The following is a 17,424-nucleotide window of genomic DNA, read 5'->3' as shown; positions in this document are numbered from 1 at the left end:
GAATCCGTAAACTTATTTTACTTTGCTCAAAAATAGCGAATATTGATTCAAAATAAGGGAGATAATCGCCAAATTCCTGCTATAATTGAACTTTCACAGGTTGATAGCACCAATAACTATGCCCTTGGGCAGATACGTGAAGGTTTGGCATATCACGGGCTGGCTATTTTTGCCCATGAACAGCTGGCAGGTAAGGGGCAAAGAGGCAAAAAATGGGTAACAGAACCGGGGCAGAACATTCATTTAAGCCTTATCATTGAACCTAAACCGCTGGTTTTGTCCGATTTGTTTGCTCTAAGCGCATTGGTAGCGGTAAAAACCCGGGAATTTCTGCATGAAAAAGCTCCGGGAAACTGGTGGATCAAATGGCCGAACGATCTGTATTTTCAAGACAGAAAGGCAGGAGGAATCCTCATTGAAAACATCCTGAGCGGACAAAACTGGAAATGGGCGGTGATTGGAATAGGGCTGAATATTAACCAGGCGCATTTTTCCGGCGACCTGAACAAGGCTGTTTCATTGCACCAGATTACTGATTTGTCTTATAACTGCGTAGAGTTAGCTGCCGGGCTGGCTGAAAGCATCCTGCATGGGCTGGCAAAACCAGATGCCGGTTGTGACCAGTATGCTGCTGACAACCTGGAACAATACAACCGGTTCCTGTTTCGCAAAGGCGAGGTAGTCAAATTTGCTGACGGTGATATGGTCTTTGAGGCAAAAGTGCTTGGTGTGACCCGGGATGGGAAACTGCAGCTCGAAGGAGCGCCTGCACCGTTTTATGAGCACGGGGCGCTGAGCTGGCTGGTTCCATAATGCCGGTCTGTATCAATTGAAAAATAGTCAAAAATTAAAGAATGATCTTTTACAGATCAGTGCTTTTCAAACGTTTCCGGCGGTCTTGCAATTGAAACCTGGCCAGAATAAATGGATCATTTTCTGCCGCCCGGGCCTCTTTTTCTATCGGGCAGTTATAATAGCCGTATTTTGCAGTCTGTACCAGGTATTTGTATAAAAACTTCAGTACTCCGTACTGCTGGTATTGCTCCACATGCTTCAGCTCATGCCGCATCCAGCTTTTATTGGCCAGGAATTCTGCTTTCGTAGCTCCGTATAAATGAACCGTACGGCCAATGACCATCGCTACCGTTTTTGATTTCAGTTTACCCGCGGCCAGCCGGGCAAGGAATGAGTTCTCTTTTATGCGGAAATAGTTCATACGCAGGGCACACATCTCAAAAATACATAAAAAGCCATCTTTAAGAAAAGTTGTAAATTGCAAAAATGGAAGACATTGTAAACGAACCCGCGCCGCTTTATCAAAAGGCATTCTATTCAGTAGCAGAGTACCTGGAAATGGAAAAAGCTTCTTTGCAAAAGCATGAATATTACCGTGGGGAAATTTTTGCAATGTCCGGAGCGGGTACCCGGCATAACATTATTTTCAAAAATATGATGGGGCATTTATTTATGCGGCTTCGGGGCAAACCCTGTCAGCCTTTTGGCAGTGATATGCGCATCCATATTCCTCAAAACACATTGTTCACTTATCCCGATATTTCCATTATCTGTAACGACCTTATCCCTTCTCCTGAAGATGAGGATACCATTATTGAACCGGCAATACTCATTGAAATTTTATCACCTTCTACCAGGAACTATGACCGCGGCGGCAAGTTCAAGCTTTACCGGGATATTCCTTCATTGAAGGAATATTTGCTCATAGACTCGGAAAGCGTAAACATTGAAGCCTTTAGCATTAATGCTACCGGGCATTGGGAACTGGAGGAGTATAAAACACCGGAAGCGCTCCTGTTGATTAACGCAATCAATGAAGCCATCCCGTTAAAAGAAATTTATGAAGGTACAAAGCTCTTTAGCTGAATACCTTTTATCATACCTCATTCAGGCTTTTTATAATTTCCTCTGCATGTTTGGCGCTTTTGGGCTTCAGGAAAATCTTTTTGATCACGCCATTTTCATCAATAACAAAGGTGGTGCGGTGCAGCCCCATGTATTTATGGCCAAACAGCTTCTTCTCCCCCCATACTCCGTATTTGTCAATGATGGTGTGTTTGGGATCTGCGATCAACGGAAAGGGTAGTGAAAATTTTTGTTCGAATTTTTTATGTTTTGCCACTTCATCCGGGCTGACGCCAATGACCACCAGACCTTCTTTTTTTAATAAGGCATAATGGTCACGCAGGTTACAGGCCTGGATGGTGCAGGTAGGCGTTCCGTCTTCCGGGTAAAAATAGAGTACTACTTTTTGACCTTTAAAGTCTTTCAGCGCTATTTTATTGCCATCCTGATCAACACCGCTAAATACAGGAGCTTTATCTCCTTCTTTCAAATGAGTTGCCATAGTTTAAAGAGTTTCATCCATCCTACTTTTTCTTTTTGCTGCCTGTGTGGGCTGATTTTGCAGGAGCTTTTTTGCCGGCAGAATGCCTGGATCCGTTTTTTGATTTAGAAGTACTTGTTTTATGGTTGCTTTGTTTACCGGTTGTCTTTAAACTACGCTTTGCTCCGCCACTTTTCTGCTGCACCGGTTCTTTTTCCGTAAAGGGTGCTCCTCTCCTGAAGCTCCAGCTCTTTATCGTTTTATTACCCGCAACATCTGTAACGGTTACCTTAAGCGTATGTTCGCCAGCCGGCACTTTTTCATCAAAGGAGTAAAGATAAGTCTTTCCCTTGTCATTTGTAAACCGGATCCATTTACCGTCTACTTCTGCACGGAAACCGGCTATGCCGGAATTGTCATGCGGAGTGAATGCGATTCCGGAGGCACGGTTTAAGTTAGCGGGATCATTTATTGTTGGTGGCGTTTTATCAATAAATGCCTCATAGGTTCCGAAATCCCTGAAGGGTGCGGTGATCCAGTTCCCATACCATACAGCTTTTTTTATAGTAGTGGCACTTCCGGCCGTTCTTTTTATAATAATCCTGTCGCGGTCTTCGGGTGCAATTGTTGTTTCCGGTTTTATGCGAATTTCAAAATCACTCTGAACAGGTATATAGGATGCTCCCAGCCTATGTTTTGCCGAAATGCTGCTTCCTCCGGAAGACGGGTATTTTGAATAGCCGGGATTCATTTTATCATATAAGGCAAACATCGGTATATATGCTTCAAAATCTTCTTTAAAAATTCGGTTCAGCCGGTTCGGCAACCAGTCATACTGTTTTGCAGCAGGAGGTGCGGCGCCATTATTTTTTAAACGGAATGAAAGGGTAGCGGTATTGCCCCGCGTATCGCTTACCAGAATGCGTATAGCATGTGCTGCCGTATCTTTTAAACGGATGGTATTGTTGTTCCAGCCCAGGTCATAATACACGCCCCCCCTGTCGCCGGGTAATTTGGAGGTATGCTGCACCCAGGCGCCACCGGTCGCTTTCATTTTATAATCTACCTGGGCGTTCATATACCGGGTATCGTTGTAGCTGATGCTATCAATATAAAAGCTGCTGATCTCCTTATCATCAAAAAATACACGGGCGCTGTAGATGCCGATCCTGCTGCCGGGCCGGCCCCAGGTATCATAGGCCTGGATGGCAAAACTCAGGTTGTTCAAAGCAGTACTGATGCTGCCGCCATGAACGGTACAGGCAGTACCGGATCCGTTTACCGAATAAATTGACGGATACTGATCATACGTGCTGTTGGTCCGGTTGTACAGGACCAGTTTTGTAATGGTAGGTGCAGTATGATCCGTAAGCGGCGTCCCAAACAGGTCCGGGTTCAGGCGCTTGCCGGACCGGGTATCAATAATCTCCCAGTGCACATGCGGGCCCTGAGATCCGCCAGTGGTTCCGCTAAAAGCAATAAAATCTCCTTTTTTAACAGGAAACTTTCCAGGAGGGATGGTCAAATGCGTTTCCCAGGATTCATTCCTGTACTGGTGCTCTTTTACATATTTTTCAAGATCCGGCCGGAAATCATTTAAATGCCCGTACAAGGTGGACCAGCCATTCGGGTGATCAATGATGATCCACCGGCCCCAGCTCAGCGGTTCAATTCCCACAAAAGCAATATAACCGTCTGCAGTTGCAACCACCCGCTGGTTCACCACCTGGTTGGTACGCACATCCAAACCCATATGCCAGTGATTGGGCCTGAGCTCTCCCATATTGGCCACAATGTCCGGTTTTAATAAAGTCGGCCACCGGAAATAGTCCTGCTCATAATCTGGTTTTTTATACAACTGGCCATCTACAACCCCACCCAGGAGCAGGAATACGGATAAAAATAAATACTTTGCCATCGGGCCAAATATAGTAAATCACAAATAAGAACTATTTTCATGGTCTTATTTCACAAGATCATGAAAAAATATCTGGCGGGGATAGGTATATGCATTCTGGTAATGAACCTGGTACAGGCCCAATCCCTGAAACCAAGGAAAAACTGGCATTATCTGGATTATAAGGAAGATGGTTATTATGGCATCAGCCTGAACCAGGCCTATGCACTTTTGAAAGGCAGAAAAAGTGAGCCTGTTATTGTTGCGGTGATCGATAGCGGTATTGATACCCTGCACCCGGACATTCCTTTATGGCACAATCCCGGAGAAATTCCCGGCAACGGGAAGGACGATGATGGCAATGGCTTAAAAGATGACTATTATGGCTGGAACTACCTGGGCGCGCCGGATGGCAGCAATCTTTCTGTGAGTATCAGTGATGACTGGAGAACCTATCATCGCTTTAAAACACAATTTGAAGGAAAGAACAGTGCGCAGATTCCCAAAGACCAGCAATGGCACTACCGGGAATGGAAGCGTGCGCATCAAAAGCTGATCGATTCCTATGATAGCGCCTCTAAAATCATTGACAACCTCAGGACAAACTGGGACATCGCCAACCGGTCGAACAATATCCTGAAAGAAATGCTAAAGAAAGAGGAGTTTACCGCAAAAGACCTGGACAGCCTTCCTGTAACCACTGCTAATCAACAACTGATCAATATGTGGAAAGGGATCTTTGCAGGCAGGGAGATCAATAACACCAGCTTCTTAAAAGAATTCAGCGATTTTAAAAAAGAGCAGGAAGATAATCTGATCAAGCTGACCACGGCTCCCAAAGATGAGCGCGGTGAGCTGCTGAAAGATGATGATTATGATATTACCAAAACAAAATACGGTAATAGCAATCTTACAGGTGTAAGCGGTTATCATGGCACCAGTGTAAGCAGCATTATTGGCGCTTTGCGCAATAACGGCATCGGCATCGATGGCATTGCTGATAATGTAAAGATCATGATGATCCGGGGCATCCTGGGAAAAGATGAATTTGATAAGGATGTAGCGCTATCTATAAGATACGCAGTAGATCATGGCGCCAAAGTGATCAATATGAGCTTTGGGAAATATATATCGCCGGATAAACAATGGGTGGATGATGCCATTCAATATGCCCTGTCAAAAGATGTGGTGCTGGTGCATGCAGCAGGAAATGATGCCTCCGACAATGATGCAGCTGACAATTACCCAAGCTCATCAGCCATTGATGGCACGCCATTGCCCAATCTTATACAGGTAGGGGCCAGCGGGGATACCAGTGTAGGTGGCATTATTGCCTCTTTCAGCAATTATGGTAAAAGAACTGTAGATGTATTTGCCCCCGGGGTGGAGATTAACTGTGCTATTACAGGCACCCACACACAAAGGGCCAGCGGCACCAGCCTGGCAAGCCCCATGGTAGCAGGCATTGCGGCCCTGTTACGCTCCTATTTCCCATCATTGAAGGCACCTGAAATTGTATCCATACTTAAAAAATCGGGAACAGCGATTGATGTGCCCGTTATAAAACCCGGAACTAATGAAAAAGTAATGCTCCCGGAACTGTGCAATTCCGGAAAGATCGTAAATGCGGCCGGGGCTGTAAAGATGGCAATGGAGTTATCCAAATGACCCGTATTTTTTTACTACCGTTCGTTATAAAAACTTTTCCGGGTGTTCAAAATTCACTGAAATTAATCAGGAATTTTCTGCTATAAAAAGCTACCTTTGCGCAATTTATTTTTTTTAAAGAAAACAATAGAATGCCTAAAGATCCTTCCATCAAATCTGTGTTAATTATTGGTTCTGGTCCCATTGTAATCGGCCAGGCTTGTGAATTTGATTATTCCGGTACCCAGGCGGCCCGAAGCCTGCGTGAAGAAGGAATAAAAGTGATCCTGATCAACAGTAACCCGGCCACTATTATGACCGACCCCATGATGGCCGACCGCGTGTATTTATTGCCGCTGACCACAGAAAGTATTGAGCAGATCTTGCAGGAAAACGAGATTGATGCCGTATTGCCTACCATGGGCGGGCAAACAGCGCTTAATCTTTGTAAGGAAGCGGAGGAACTGGGCATCTGGAAACAATACAATGTACGGCTGATTGGTGTGGATATCAAGGCCATTGATAAAGCAGAAGACCGGGAACTGTTCCGGCAATGGATGATAGCGTTGGGTGTGCAGGTAGCCACCGCCAAAACAGCCAACTCTTTCCTTGAAGGAAAAGAATTTGCGCAGGAGATCGGGTTTCCGCTGGTGATCCGTCCTTCTTTTACCCTGGGAGGAACCGGTGGCGGCTTTGTGCATGACAAAGATGAACTGGATGAAGCACTGAACCGAGGTTTGCAGGCCTCCCCAATACATGAAGTGCTGGTAGAAAAAGCAGTACTGGGCTGGAAGGAATTTGAGCTGGAGCTACTGAGAGATTCTGCCAATAATGTTTGTATCATCTGTACAGTTGAAAACTTTGACCCGATGGGGGTTCACACAGGTGATTCTATTACTGTAGCACCTTCCATGACGCTCAGCGATACCGGAATGCAACTGATGCGCAACACGGCTATCCGTATGATGCGCGACCTGGGAAATTTTGCAGGCGGTTGTAACGTACAGTTTGCCATGAACCCCGAAACCGAGGAGATCATCGCCATTGAGATCAATCCCCGTGTGAGCCGTTCTTCAGCCCTGGCTTCAAAGGCTACGGGTTATCCTATTGCAAAAATAGCCGCTAAACTGGCCATTGGCTACAACCTGGATGAGCTGGAAAACCAGATCACCCAAACTACTTCCGCCTATTTTGAGCCTGCACTGGATTATGTGATCGTAAAGATCCCCCGCTGGAACTTTGACAAATTTAAAGGTGCTAACGACACATTGGGCTTACAGATGAAAAGTGTTGGTGAGGTAATGGCCATTGGCCGCAGCTTTAATGAAGCCATTCAGAAAGCCTGCCAGAGCCTTGAGAACAATGCAATCGGGCTGGGATATTACGGAAAAAGCCTGATGCGCGCAGAAGAGCTGCTGGAATATATAAAAACACCCAAATGGGATCGGATCTTCCGCATTAAAGATGCATTGATGGCGGGCATTTCCGTAGGTACTATTTCAAAAGCCACCAACGGAATCGATCGCTGGTTCCTGTCAGAAATACAAAAGCTTTGTGTGCTGGAAAAACAAATTGCCGAGTACAATTTAGATACACTTCCGGCGGAATTACTGCGGGACGCAAAAGTCAATGGCTTCAGCGATGCCCAGATCGCCGAGATCATGGGCCACGGTAATACGGAAGATGCCGTATATGCAAAAAGAAAGGAACTGGGCATTCACCGTGTCTATAAAATGGTGGACACCTGCAGCGCAGAGTTTGAGGCAAAAACACCTTATTTCTATTCCACCTTTGATGCGCCTGCTACCATACAATATGATAACGGGAACCTGGTGCATAATGAATCAAAGGTTACTGACAAAAAGAAAATCATTGTGCTGGGCAGCGGTCCCAACCGGATCGGCCAGGGCATTGAATTTGACTACTGCTGCGTGCACGGCTTACTGGCCATTAAAGAGGCAGGTTATGAAGCCATTATGATGAACTGTAACCCCGAAACCGTCAGCACCGACTTTGATATGGCGGATAAGCTCTACTTTGAACCGGTATTCTGGGAGCACGTGCGGGAACTGATCGAATATGAAAAGCCGGAGGGCGTTATTGTACAACTGGGCGGACAAACAGCGTTGAAGCTGGCAGAAAAGATCGCAGACATGGGCGTAAGAATCATGGGCACCAGCTTTGATAATATGGATATTGCGGAAGATCGCGGCCGTTTCAGCGATATGCTGAAAGAGCTGAAAATTCCTTATCCTGAATATGGCTCTGCATGGACGGTTGATGAAGCCGTTCAGATCGCCAACCGGGTGGGTTACCCGGTACTGGTGCGCCCTTCCTATGTTCTGGGTGGCCAGCGTATGCGTATTGTGCTGAATGATGATGAGGTAGAAAGGGCAGTGGTAAGTTTATTAAAGCATATTCCCGGTAATAAGATACTGATTGACCATTTCCTGGACCGTTGCCAGGAAGCAGAAGTAGATGCCATTTATGACGGGGAAAACTTTCACGTAATGGGCGTAATGGAGCATATTGAGCCGGCCGGTATTCACAGTGGGGACAGTAACGCGGTATTGCCCGCTTTCAACCTTTCACCTCTGGAAGTAACTACCATGGAGCATTATGCTGAAAAAATTGCAAAGGCTTTAAATATCCGCGGGCTGATCAACATCCAGTTTGCGATTAAGGACGGAACGGTTTATGTAATTGAGGCCAATCCTCGTGCATCACGTACCACCCCTTTCATTGCAAAAGCCTACCAGATCCCTTACCTGAACATTGCCACTAAGGTAATGATCGGTGCCAATAAGTTAACCGATTTCAAAATAGAGAAAAAACTGAATGGTTATGCCATAAAAGAACCGGTGTTCAGCTTCAACAAGTTCCCGGGAGTGAATAAGGAACTGGGACCTGAAATGAAAAGCACCGGCGAGGCCATTCGCTTTGTCAGGGACCTGAAGGATCCTTACTTCCGCCAGTTGTATAAAGACAGAAGCATGTTCCTGAGTAAGTAGTATCAACATATGCCATTTGTGGGGGTGGCCTAAAAGCCCTTTTTATCGTGCTGAATTTATTTCAGCATCTAAAACGGGGCTATTCATAAAACAACCTTATTGAGGCAAAAAGAAAAGCAGGCAGGTATAAGACCTTGATGATCTGGATAATCTTGGATCCATCTAAAACAGCCATTTTCCTGGATAATTCAAAAATGCTCGCAATCCAATGCTGTGGTTCTTTTTGTTTTTATACCGGCCCTTATGGAAATCTGTCGTTGTTGGTCTTTATAAAACCGCTTTTACCCGTCCTTTGGCTGCCGGTGCCTTTGTCCCGTAATTTTATCGTAATTTCACACCTTAATTTATCAGCATAAATTCTATGACACATAAACAAAAACCCGTTATTGGCATTAGCAGCGGGGATATTAATGGCATTGGTATTGAACTGATCATCAAGGCTTTTTCTGATCAGCGATTACTGGATATTTGCACACCTGTGGTCTTTGCCAGCAATAAAGTAGTAAACTTTTACCGTAAAACCGTTCACGAAAGTAATTTCAGCTTTTACCATACCAAAGAGCTGGATAAGATCAACCCCAAACAGGTAACTATCTTTAATTGCTGGGACGAAGAAGTAAATATTACCCCCGGAACCTTAAATGAAACCGGAGGCCGGTATGCAGTGTCCTCCCTTCAGGCAGCAGTGGGGGCCTTAAAGGAAAAAAAGATAGAAGGGCTGGTTACGGCTCCCATTCATAAAGCAAATGTTCAATGCGAGCGCTTTTCCTACACCGGCCATACACCTTTTTTAAGGGATAGCTTTCAGGCCAGGGATGTTGTAATGATGCTCTGTGCGGATAACATGCGCGTTGCATTGGTTACCGAGCATGTGCCCATAAGCGAAGTTGCCCGGCACATCACCAGCGAAGCCATTTTAAGCAAGCTGGCGATCATAAACAGCAGCCTGCAAAAGGATTTTGGCATCAGCAAACCCCGCATAGCCGTATTGGGGCTGAACCCGCATGCGGGGGATGAAGGGCTTGTAGGCAATGAAGAGCAAACGATCATCGGGCCGGCAATCAGGCAGGCTAAAAACAATGGAATCCTTGCTTTTGGACCTTATAGCGCAGATGCCTTTTTTGCACGTGGCCAGTATTCAAAATTTGATGCGGTGCTGGCAATGTATCACGACCAGGGGCTGATTCCCTTTAAATCACTGGCCCAGGGTGAGGGAGTGAACTATACAGCAGGGCTGGACATTGTTCGTACTTCCCCGGATCATGGCGTGGCATTTGACATTGCAGGAAAAGATCAGGCAGATGCCGGTTCTTTTTTACAGGCCGTTTACTCTTGTGCAGACATTATCAGCCAACGGAAAGAATATAGTGAGCAGCGCCAGAATCCTATGAGAAAGGTAGCGCCGGATGTTGTTTCCAGACTGGAAGATGAAAAAATAGAAGAATAATTCCTGGGAGTCTGAAGAAAGTGATCCTGCTGGTTTTTACAGCAGGATTTTTTATTCTATGCAAGTAATCATTTCAATATCAGTTATGTATAAAAAAATAAGAGGGGCATACTATGACCTAGAAAGATCCGGTAGCCCACTCTTAAGCCCTCTAAACCGCTGTAAAATTAGCGCCCTTAAAAATCATATTAAGATTTATTCGATGAACTGCCTGAATTTTAAGACGGAGCCAGCAAAAAAAGAGATAAAGCCCTTTCAGGCGTCTTTATTCCTGTAATTATCAGATAATAACCAATAATATATATTAAAAAAAGCAATCACCGGGGCGATCGCTTTTAAAACATACAAACAAACCTGCCTGTTACTCACGTTCCTGTACAGGCTTTGTTCCGTTTGGGTTTTCTTTTCGCTTGCAAACCGCTCTTGCCGTTTTAGCTTTTAAGCAATTTTTTAAAGCTATTCTTCATTGTGGAAATACAACTTGTAAAACCGGCCTTTATCGTCCTCGCCATGCTCGATCATGTTCCGGTCGCCATGGATATAGATATGGAAATTCTTATCCAGTTTAATTACGCTTTTGTAGGCCCGGTTCTGCCGCTTTACGGCTGCAGGGGAGATGGAGAAATTATCTGCTATTTCAATATCCCGTTCGGCGGAATAGTGTTGCTTATAGCGGTCAAAGCTTTCCACGTATTCTTTATGGTGCAGCACCTCGTTGTTAAAGGTTTCCTGGTCAAAATGCTGTTTCTCCTTAAAAAACTGGAGGCTCCGGTTCAGCAGGTCGGCCTGGTCGGCCTTGGTCACGTTGTACTGTTCTGGTAAATGGTCTACTACATAGGATTTGTACAGGGCCATGGTGCTTTCGGTATTAAAATACTGGTCCTGCCGCTGCCGGATCCGCAGGAAACTATCCGTCCAGTAGCGGGCTTCCGGCGATTTATTCTTCGTATCTACGATGGAAATAATATAACCGTTCTCTTTGTCGGTATTAAAGATCATGCAGCCCTTATCCAGTTTGTTGATGTTGATGCCCTCCTCGCTTTCCACCTCAAAAGCATCTTCCACGGGAAATACTTTCAAAAAGGGCTCTTTGTTTTCCGATTTGAACAGCCCGATGGCATCCACCGTTTCTCCGTTCAGTAACCCTTCTTTAAAATACACTACATAAAATTCACCCCCTTTGATGCCAGGATGTGTTCCCTGGTTGTACAGGTGCTGGGCCAGGTTTTTGGATTGGGCCAGGGTTTGTTCCGGTTTTTCAAAAATGGCGGAAACATAGTTCCAGGCCTCGTTGGTGCTGATATGCCCCTCGGCGTAAAACTGGAAATATTCTTCTGACTTAAAGGGGTTCAGGAAATAGCGGGTCATCAGATCCTTTACCTCCGGGTCCACCGCCAGTTCCTTTTTGGAAAGCGTCAGGTACTCGTCTTCCGATTGGTTGCCCACTTTATGCACGGCAATGTGGGTAATAGCCGATCCCTCAAAATACTGCATACTGCTGTTCTTTTAAAACGGCTGCAAAGTAATGCAAAACGCGGGAAACCGGAGATTTGTAGTCGATCATTGATGAAACCGGTCTTCCTTCCAGTTTATCGGGTTGGAAATAACATATTGTGCAATAAGTTGATGTTATCTTCGCCAATTACAAACGTGCCGGAAAAGTTACAACAAGTACGGTTGGGACATAAACCGCAAAAAACCTAATAAATGATAAACGATACTAAAATAGGATTGCAGCCAACGGTGATTGCTGACCTGGAACGGTTCTTTATTTTCCAGCTGGATAAAGAAGCGATCCACCTGGCGGCCTTTACCCCTAAAGATCCAACAGATAAAGCAGCCTACTTAAATAAGTATACAAAATTACTGAGGGAGCCTACCGTACATATGCGCACCATACTGGTGAACAATATTATCGCCGGCAGTATTTCAAAATTTGAACTGGAAGGTGATGCAGAGATCACCTACTGGATCGACCGCAATTTCTGGGGCAAAGGGATCGGTACCACTGCGTTGAAACAGTTCCTGGGGCTTGAAAAGGCGCGGCCTATCCTCGGGCGGGTGGCATTTGACAATTTCGGTTCCCAAAGGGTTCTGGAGAAATGCGGTTTTATAAAGATCGGTAAGGACAAAGGTTTTGCCAATGCGCGGCAGGCGGAAATAGAAGAGTTTATTTATAAACTGGGCTGATGACGACCCATAAAATATCGTCATCCTGAATTTTTTTTTGCGCAACAAAGACAATGGGGCGATAGTCAGCATCTACATCCCATTCCTTTAAGTCAAGTTTGAATCAGCAGGAACAAAAATTTCCTTTCCTTCTGCATAAGTCTTTCCCCAGTTACATAAGCTGTCCAAAATCGGGACCAGATCCAGTCCCTTATTGGTTAGCAAATATTTTACGCCGGTTGGAACGGTATCCGCCATTTCCCGTTTTACCAAAATGGCGTGTGATTCCAGCTCTTTTAATTGTCTTGCCAGTACTGTTTCAGAAATAGCCGGCAGCTTTTGCTTTAAAAGATGAAAGCGGTTGTTGCCCTGGGAAATATAATAGATAATTTGTGACTTCCACCGGCCACTTACGATGCTGATAGCAGAGTTGCGCTCACAGGTCTCAAACAAAAATTGCTCGTTGATATAATTGGAAGATTGCTTTTTTCTCATAACTGGAAAATGAAGGCTAACAATTTTGTTAGTCATTGTTTATAAAAGGATGAATAAAGAACTTCGGTCAAAAATACAAAATATGAAAATTAGTATCTACATAGCCGCGGCTGCAAACGGGTTGATCTCTAATACAAGAAATGTGCCTGATTGGCTGTCGCCCGAATATGGTGCGGGTATGATGGCTATTTGTCAAAACTACAAAGCCGTGATCATGGGCCGGGTTACTTATGATATACTGGCGCCCGATTACCTGCCGCTTACCCATGAAGGTACGACGGTTGTGTTAACGAACAACGAAGCGGCAAGGTCCGACAATTCAACGGTGGTTTTTACAAAAGCCGATCCTGCTGAGATTGTTCAGTTGCTTACAGAAAGGGGCCACACCCATGCCGTTATTATTGGCGGTACTGCTACTATAAGCGCGTTTGTAAAGGCAGGCGTAGTAGATGATATTTACTTTGTAATGGAGCCTGTGCTTTTTGGCAGTGGCCTGCCTTTGTTAAAAGGGGTTGAAGCTGAGGTAAAACTCAAACTGCTGGAGGTAAAAAAACTAAACGATCATACTGTTCAGCTGCATTACGAAATAGTAAGGCCATCGTAACTGGTTTTTATACGAAGCAAATTCATCTTATTGATGCCACTTAACAATTTAATTTTAGCAATAGTATGAATAACAACCCGGTTACTGTTGTAATTACATGCTCCATTCAACCCGGTAAAGTTGATATGGCCAGGCAGGCGCTTGAAGAGAACATCAAAATGGTAATGTATAAAGAACCTGCCTGCCACGGCATACGTGTGCATGACGATCCAAAGAACCCGCAACGATTGTTAATTATTGAGTACTGGGATAGCGCAGCTATTTTTACGGGTCCGCACATGCAGACACCGCACATGCAAACGTTTCTAAAGACGGCGGAGCAGTTTCTTGACGGAACGGCTGAGTTTGGTTTTTGGCGTGAGATTATAGTGGGAAATTAAAAAAAGATACAGGCATTTATAAACGCTTGCGAATGAAACAAAAGCTGTCTGTAGCGAAGGTTTTATGGCCCGTAGCCGATGGGCAGCCGGAACTGCTGATGCCACGGGCACTACAGCCGACAGCCCCAAAAAATTATTTTTCTTTTTTTACATATTTTTCCAGCCACTGGTATTCCTCCCAAAGCAGGTGCAGGAGATTTTCTTTGGCGGCATAGCCGTGCGCTTCAAAGGGCAATTGCACAAAACGTACGGTGCCGCCGTGCCCCTTAATGGCGTTAAAGAGCCGCTCGCTCTGGATGGGGAAGGTGCCGGGATTGTTATCCGCTTCGCCGTGGATGAGCAACAGCGGCGTTTTTATTTTATCTGCATAGCTAAAGGGGCTCATACGGTTGTACACCTGTGGCGCCTGCCAGTAGGTACGCTCCTCGTTCTGAAACCCAAACGGGGTAAGGGTGCGGTTGTAGGCCCCGCTGCGCGCAATGCCTGCTTTAAACAGGTGGGTATGTGCCAGTAAATTGGCCGTCATAAACGCACCATAACTATGGCCTGCAACGGCCACGCGCGTACTATCTCCAATGCCCATGGAAGCAATTTTGTCGATGGCGGCTTTGGCGTTCCACGCCAGTTGCTCTACAAAATTATCGTTGGGGTACTTGCTACCCTCGCCCACAATGGGAAACTCGGCATTGTCCATAATGGCATACCCTTCCAGTGCAAAGAACACAAAGCTGCCGTAGTTGATTTGTGTGAACGTGTTTTTGCTGCCGCGCACCTGGGCCGCATCGGAAGCCTGTTTATACTCACGCGGGTAGGCCACAATAATCACCGGCAGCTTGCCATCCTTTGCCGGATCGTAGTTTTTTGACACATATACATTGGCCGTAAGCTGAATGCCATCCCTGCGGGTATAGGTGACTTTTTCTTTTTTAAGATCGCGCAGCTCCGGTTGCGGATCCGGGAAGCTGGTAAGGGGCGTTTCTTTTTTACCGGTTATAATAAAATAATTGGGCGGCTGGGTATTGCTCTGGCGGCTGGTCACAAAGGCCAGTCCTTTGTGTTGTGGCAGCAGTTTTACCGGCACTTCATAATACGGGTCTTTTGCCTGCCACAGTTTTTCCTTTTTTAAAGATGTAAAATCAAAAGTGCCTACGAAGGGATAATCGCCTTTGGGCGAAGCGCCCTGCGCGTTCATGATGAATTTTGTTTTCTGGTAGATGAGCGGTACCAGGCGCCCGTATTCGTTCCTTACGGTGAATGGTGTGCCAGGGTTATTATAGGCATCATTGGTGCTGCGATCGTCAAGAATGGTGAGCGTTCTGGTTTGCAGATCCAGCCGCTGCCAGATGCGTTTTTGCTGTGCAAAAGAGCCCTGGGTTACCAGTGCCATATCCTTATTAACAAAGCTGACATTGTACAGGCGCATGGGCGTGGCCACGACGGTTTGCGGCGTGGCGGTAAAAGGCGCATCGAGGGTTACATACTGATCGTGATTGGGCACATTGTGTTTGATAAAGCCACTGTCCAGCGGCTCTATCCAGCCCAGCGTGGCGGGTTTTGTAGCGATCCAGTTATGAGCGCGCGGTGCGTTCAGTACATTATCAAAGCCACTGGGTGCAAGCTCCGAGGAAGGAATTTTTGCGATGGTTTTTACCAGTGTGCCTTGGGCGTCCCACACTTCAATGGTGGAGGCAAAGCCATAATAAGGCACCAGATAAGAAAGATCACCGGTGAGGCGCTCTACCAGTAAATAATTTTTATCAGGCGAAAGCTGGATAGAAGCATACAGGTCCGGCTTTCCGATGGGCGTTTCCATACCGCCGTTGTTGAGCAAGAGTTGTGATGTGGCGAAAAAGCGGAACAGGGCTTCATCATATTTGTTTTTGATGAGATCCTGGTAGGTGCGGGAGGCGGCCACTTTACCCAGGTTCTGCTGGATCACCGGTCCGTCCGGTGCAGCGGGCTTTTGGGGCATGGCCGAGGGAGCGGCCGTGGTTGCCTGATAGAGCAGCCGGTCATTGTCCCACCAGCTGAAATCATTGCCGGTGGCCGTGTTGAGCGGCGTGCGGTTTATTTTAACCGCCTTCGCAGTTTTTACGTCTACCACGTAAAGGTCGATGGCGGTTCGCGTTTCCTGCAGGAAGGCCAGTTTATCACCCGCGCGGTTCCAGGAAACAGAGGAGGCTCTTAATGGCTCCGGTAGTCCGCTAATGGCAACTTCTTTTCCGGTGCCCACATTTTTTAACGTGAGGCCGGTATAATAGCTGCCCCTGCTGGGACTGAAATTGGCGGGATTAATACGCAGCCCGGCGATCCGGAGCTCCGGCTGCGCGAGGTCTTCCACAGTGGGACCGGCGCTGCGCTGCATGAGGACCATCCAGGAACCATCGTCGTTAAAACTGACACCGGGATTGAAGGTGGCGAGTAATAATTTTTCAATAACAGCGGGGGGCTTCTGGTAGGGGATATTGTCCTGGGCGGTTATTTTGGTAAAAATGCAAAAGGAAAAGAAAAAGAAGAATAAGCTTTTGTTCATTTTTGGGAGATTTTGGTATGACTGTGCCGAATGTAGTAAATTTCCGGGGAAAGTCATTATAAAAAAGCACGTATCATGGATGCAATTGATTTAAGCCAACCCGGAAGCGTACCGCAATTGTTTGCAGCAGCCTGGAACCGGTATGATGCAGGAAAGCTGGCGGAACTGTTTGTTAAAGATGCTGAATTTATAAACGTGACCGGTCTTTGGTGGCATAGCAGGGAGGCGATTTTTAAGGCGCATGATTATGGGCTGAAAGTGATCTTTAACCGATCGCACCTGGAGCTGACAAGCACAAAGGTACATTACCTTAGTGAATCGATTGCTTTTGTGCATGCCCGTATGCGGCTGACGGATCAAACACCTCTGAATAGCGGTCTGCAACCACAAACAAGGAAGACGCTTTTCCTGTTTGTGGTAAAAAAAGAGGGCGACCGCTGGATGTGCCATGCGGCGCAAAATACAGAGGTATTGGATGGTATGGAAACCTTTGTAAGGACCCCGGATGGGCGTGTAACCGCCGTGAATTACGGGCAGTTTAAAAATACCTGACCCGATCTTATTTATACCAGCTGCAACAGCATATAAATAAAAAGCAATACGGTGATCCCAACGCCGCAGATGAAAAAGATTCCCAGGAATTGCAGGTATCCGTTCTTTCTATGCTTAAGCTGTAATTCGTTCTTAACAGACATGATGGCTGATTTATCTATTTTACAGGTATTGCCCCGGTACCATTGATGATTATGATTGTTCAGGGAGGCCGGGGCCTTTTTTATTTCCTGTACAAAGTACAGCAATGCTCCGGCTGAAAAGTACCGTAAGAGTACGGTATTTTTTGCCTGTTTTACGGTAACTATAATATATAATACAGCGTTGATTGGGTTTGTACGAACACAA

At 46.0% G+C, this 17,424-nt stretch carries 16 protein-coding genes; 9 read left to right on the top strand and 7 right to left on the bottom strand.

What is annotated here, in order from left to right:
* Positions 1-42 precede the first annotated feature (42 nt).
* On the top strand, positions 43-813 hold the full coding sequence (locus tag A8C56_RS22130) for a biotin--[acetyl-CoA-carboxylase] ligase (protein ID WP_067760770.1): 771 nt from the start codon (positions 43-45) through the stop codon (positions 811-813).
* Positions 814-862: 49 nt separating this feature from the next.
* Here A8C56_RS22130 and A8C56_RS22125 read toward each other — a convergent pair whose 3' ends face one another.
* Positions 863-1,216: an eCIS core domain-containing protein gene (locus tag A8C56_RS22125; RefSeq protein WP_067762434.1), complete on the bottom strand. Its 354-nt coding sequence runs from the start codon at positions 1,214-1,216 to the stop codon at positions 863-865.
* A gap of 65 nt (positions 1,217-1,281) precedes the next feature.
* Here A8C56_RS22125 and A8C56_RS22120 point away from each other — a divergent pair, with 65 nt between their 5' ends.
* The gene (locus tag A8C56_RS22120) at positions 1,282-1,881 is read left to right on the top strand and encodes a Uma2 family endonuclease (RefSeq protein ID WP_067760768.1); all 600 of its coding nucleotides are present in this window, start codon (positions 1,282-1,284) and stop codon (positions 1,879-1,881) included.
* 10 nt (positions 1,882-1,891) lie between these two features.
* Here the strand turns inward: A8C56_RS22120 and bcp are convergent, their stop codons facing one another.
* Together bcp and A8C56_RS22110 are read right to left on the bottom strand one after the other, a co-directional pair.
* Positions 1,892-2,362, bottom strand: a complete 471-nt coding sequence (gene bcp / locus A8C56_RS22115; protein ID WP_067760767.1) for a thioredoxin-dependent thiol peroxidase — start codon at positions 2,360-2,362, stop codon at positions 1,892-1,894.
* Positions 2,363-2,384: 22 nt separating this feature from the next.
* Positions 2,385-4,259, bottom strand: a complete 1,875-nt coding sequence (locus A8C56_RS22110; RefSeq protein WP_067760765.1) for a peptidoglycan DD-metalloendopeptidase family protein — start codon at positions 4,257-4,259, stop codon at positions 2,385-2,387.
* A gap of 60 nt (positions 4,260-4,319) precedes the next feature.
* On the opposite strand from A8C56_RS22110, the gene A8C56_RS22105 reads away from it, so the two are divergent.
* From A8C56_RS22105 to pdxA, 3 genes are all read left to right on the top strand, one after another.
* Complete coding sequence (locus tag A8C56_RS22105; RefSeq protein WP_084490347.1) at positions 4,320-5,906, top strand: S8 family serine peptidase; 1,587 nt, start codon at positions 4,320-4,322, stop codon at positions 5,904-5,906.
* A gap of 131 nt (positions 5,907-6,037) precedes the next feature.
* Complete coding sequence (gene carB / locus A8C56_RS22100) at positions 6,038-8,896, top strand: carbamoyl-phosphate synthase large subunit (protein ID WP_067760763.1); 2,859 nt, start codon at positions 6,038-6,040, stop codon at positions 8,894-8,896.
* Positions 8,897-9,257: 361 nt separating this feature from the next.
* Positions 9,258-10,343, top strand: coding sequence for a 4-hydroxythreonine-4-phosphate dehydrogenase PdxA (gene pdxA, locus A8C56_RS22090; protein ID WP_067760759.1), 1,086 nt, complete (start codon positions 9,258-9,260; stop codon positions 10,341-10,343).
* A 456-nt stretch (positions 10,344-10,799) separates the two neighbouring features.
* Here pdxA and A8C56_RS22080 read toward each other — a convergent pair whose 3' ends face one another.
* Positions 10,800-11,837, bottom strand: a complete 1,038-nt coding sequence (locus tag A8C56_RS22080) for a nucleoid-associated protein (RefSeq protein ID WP_067760756.1) — start codon at positions 11,835-11,837, stop codon at positions 10,800-10,802.
* A gap of 213 nt (positions 11,838-12,050) precedes the next feature.
* Between A8C56_RS22080 and A8C56_RS22075 the strand changes: the two genes are divergently transcribed.
* Positions 12,051-12,533: a GNAT family N-acetyltransferase gene (locus tag A8C56_RS22075; RefSeq protein ID WP_067760755.1), complete on the top strand. Its 483-nt coding sequence runs from the start codon at positions 12,051-12,053 to the stop codon at positions 12,531-12,533.
* Between the two features lie 87 nt (positions 12,534-12,620).
* Here the strand turns inward: A8C56_RS22075 and A8C56_RS22070 are convergent, their stop codons facing one another.
* Positions 12,621-13,007, bottom strand: a complete 387-nt coding sequence (locus tag A8C56_RS22070) for a winged helix-turn-helix transcriptional regulator (RefSeq protein ID WP_067760753.1) — start codon at positions 13,005-13,007, stop codon at positions 12,621-12,623.
* A gap of 82 nt (positions 13,008-13,089) precedes the next feature.
* Here A8C56_RS22070 and A8C56_RS22065 point away from each other — a divergent pair, with 82 nt between their 5' ends.
* Positions 13,090-13,611: a dihydrofolate reductase family protein gene (locus A8C56_RS22065; RefSeq protein WP_169818824.1), complete on the top strand. Its 522-nt coding sequence runs from the start codon at positions 13,090-13,092 to the stop codon at positions 13,609-13,611.
* A 65-nt stretch (positions 13,612-13,676) separates the two neighbouring features.
* On the top strand, positions 13,677-13,991 hold the full coding sequence (locus tag A8C56_RS22060) for a putative quinol monooxygenase (protein ID WP_067760749.1): 315 nt from the start codon (positions 13,677-13,679) through the stop codon (positions 13,989-13,991).
* Positions 13,992-14,124: 133 nt separating this feature from the next.
* Here the strand turns inward: A8C56_RS22060 and A8C56_RS22055 are convergent, their stop codons facing one another.
* Positions 14,125-16,524, bottom strand: coding sequence for an alpha/beta hydrolase family protein (locus tag A8C56_RS22055; RefSeq protein ID WP_067760747.1), 2,400 nt, complete (start codon positions 16,522-16,524; stop codon positions 14,125-14,127).
* 75 nt (positions 16,525-16,599) lie between these two features.
* On the opposite strand from A8C56_RS22055, the gene A8C56_RS22050 reads away from it, so the two are divergent.
* A complete protein-coding gene (locus A8C56_RS22050; RefSeq protein ID WP_157098066.1) occupies positions 16,600-17,076 on the top strand; it encodes an SgcJ/EcaC family oxidoreductase in 477 nt (158 codons plus the stop codon).
* 11 nt (positions 17,077-17,087) lie between these two features.
* On the opposite strand, the gene A8C56_RS22045 is transcribed toward A8C56_RS22050, so the two are convergent.
* Entirely contained in the window at positions 17,088-17,324 is a 237-nt protein-coding gene (locus A8C56_RS22045) for a hypothetical protein (protein ID WP_157098065.1), read from the bottom strand.
* Positions 17,325-17,424: the final 100 nt, after the last annotated feature.

It is taken from the genome of Niabella ginsenosidivorans (assembly GCF_001654455.1).
In the GTDB taxonomy this organism is placed as follows: Bacteria; Bacteroidota; Bacteroidia; order Chitinophagales; family Chitinophagaceae; genus Niabella; species Niabella ginsenosidivorans.
This window is presented reverse-complemented; position numbering and strand designations above follow the sequence as displayed.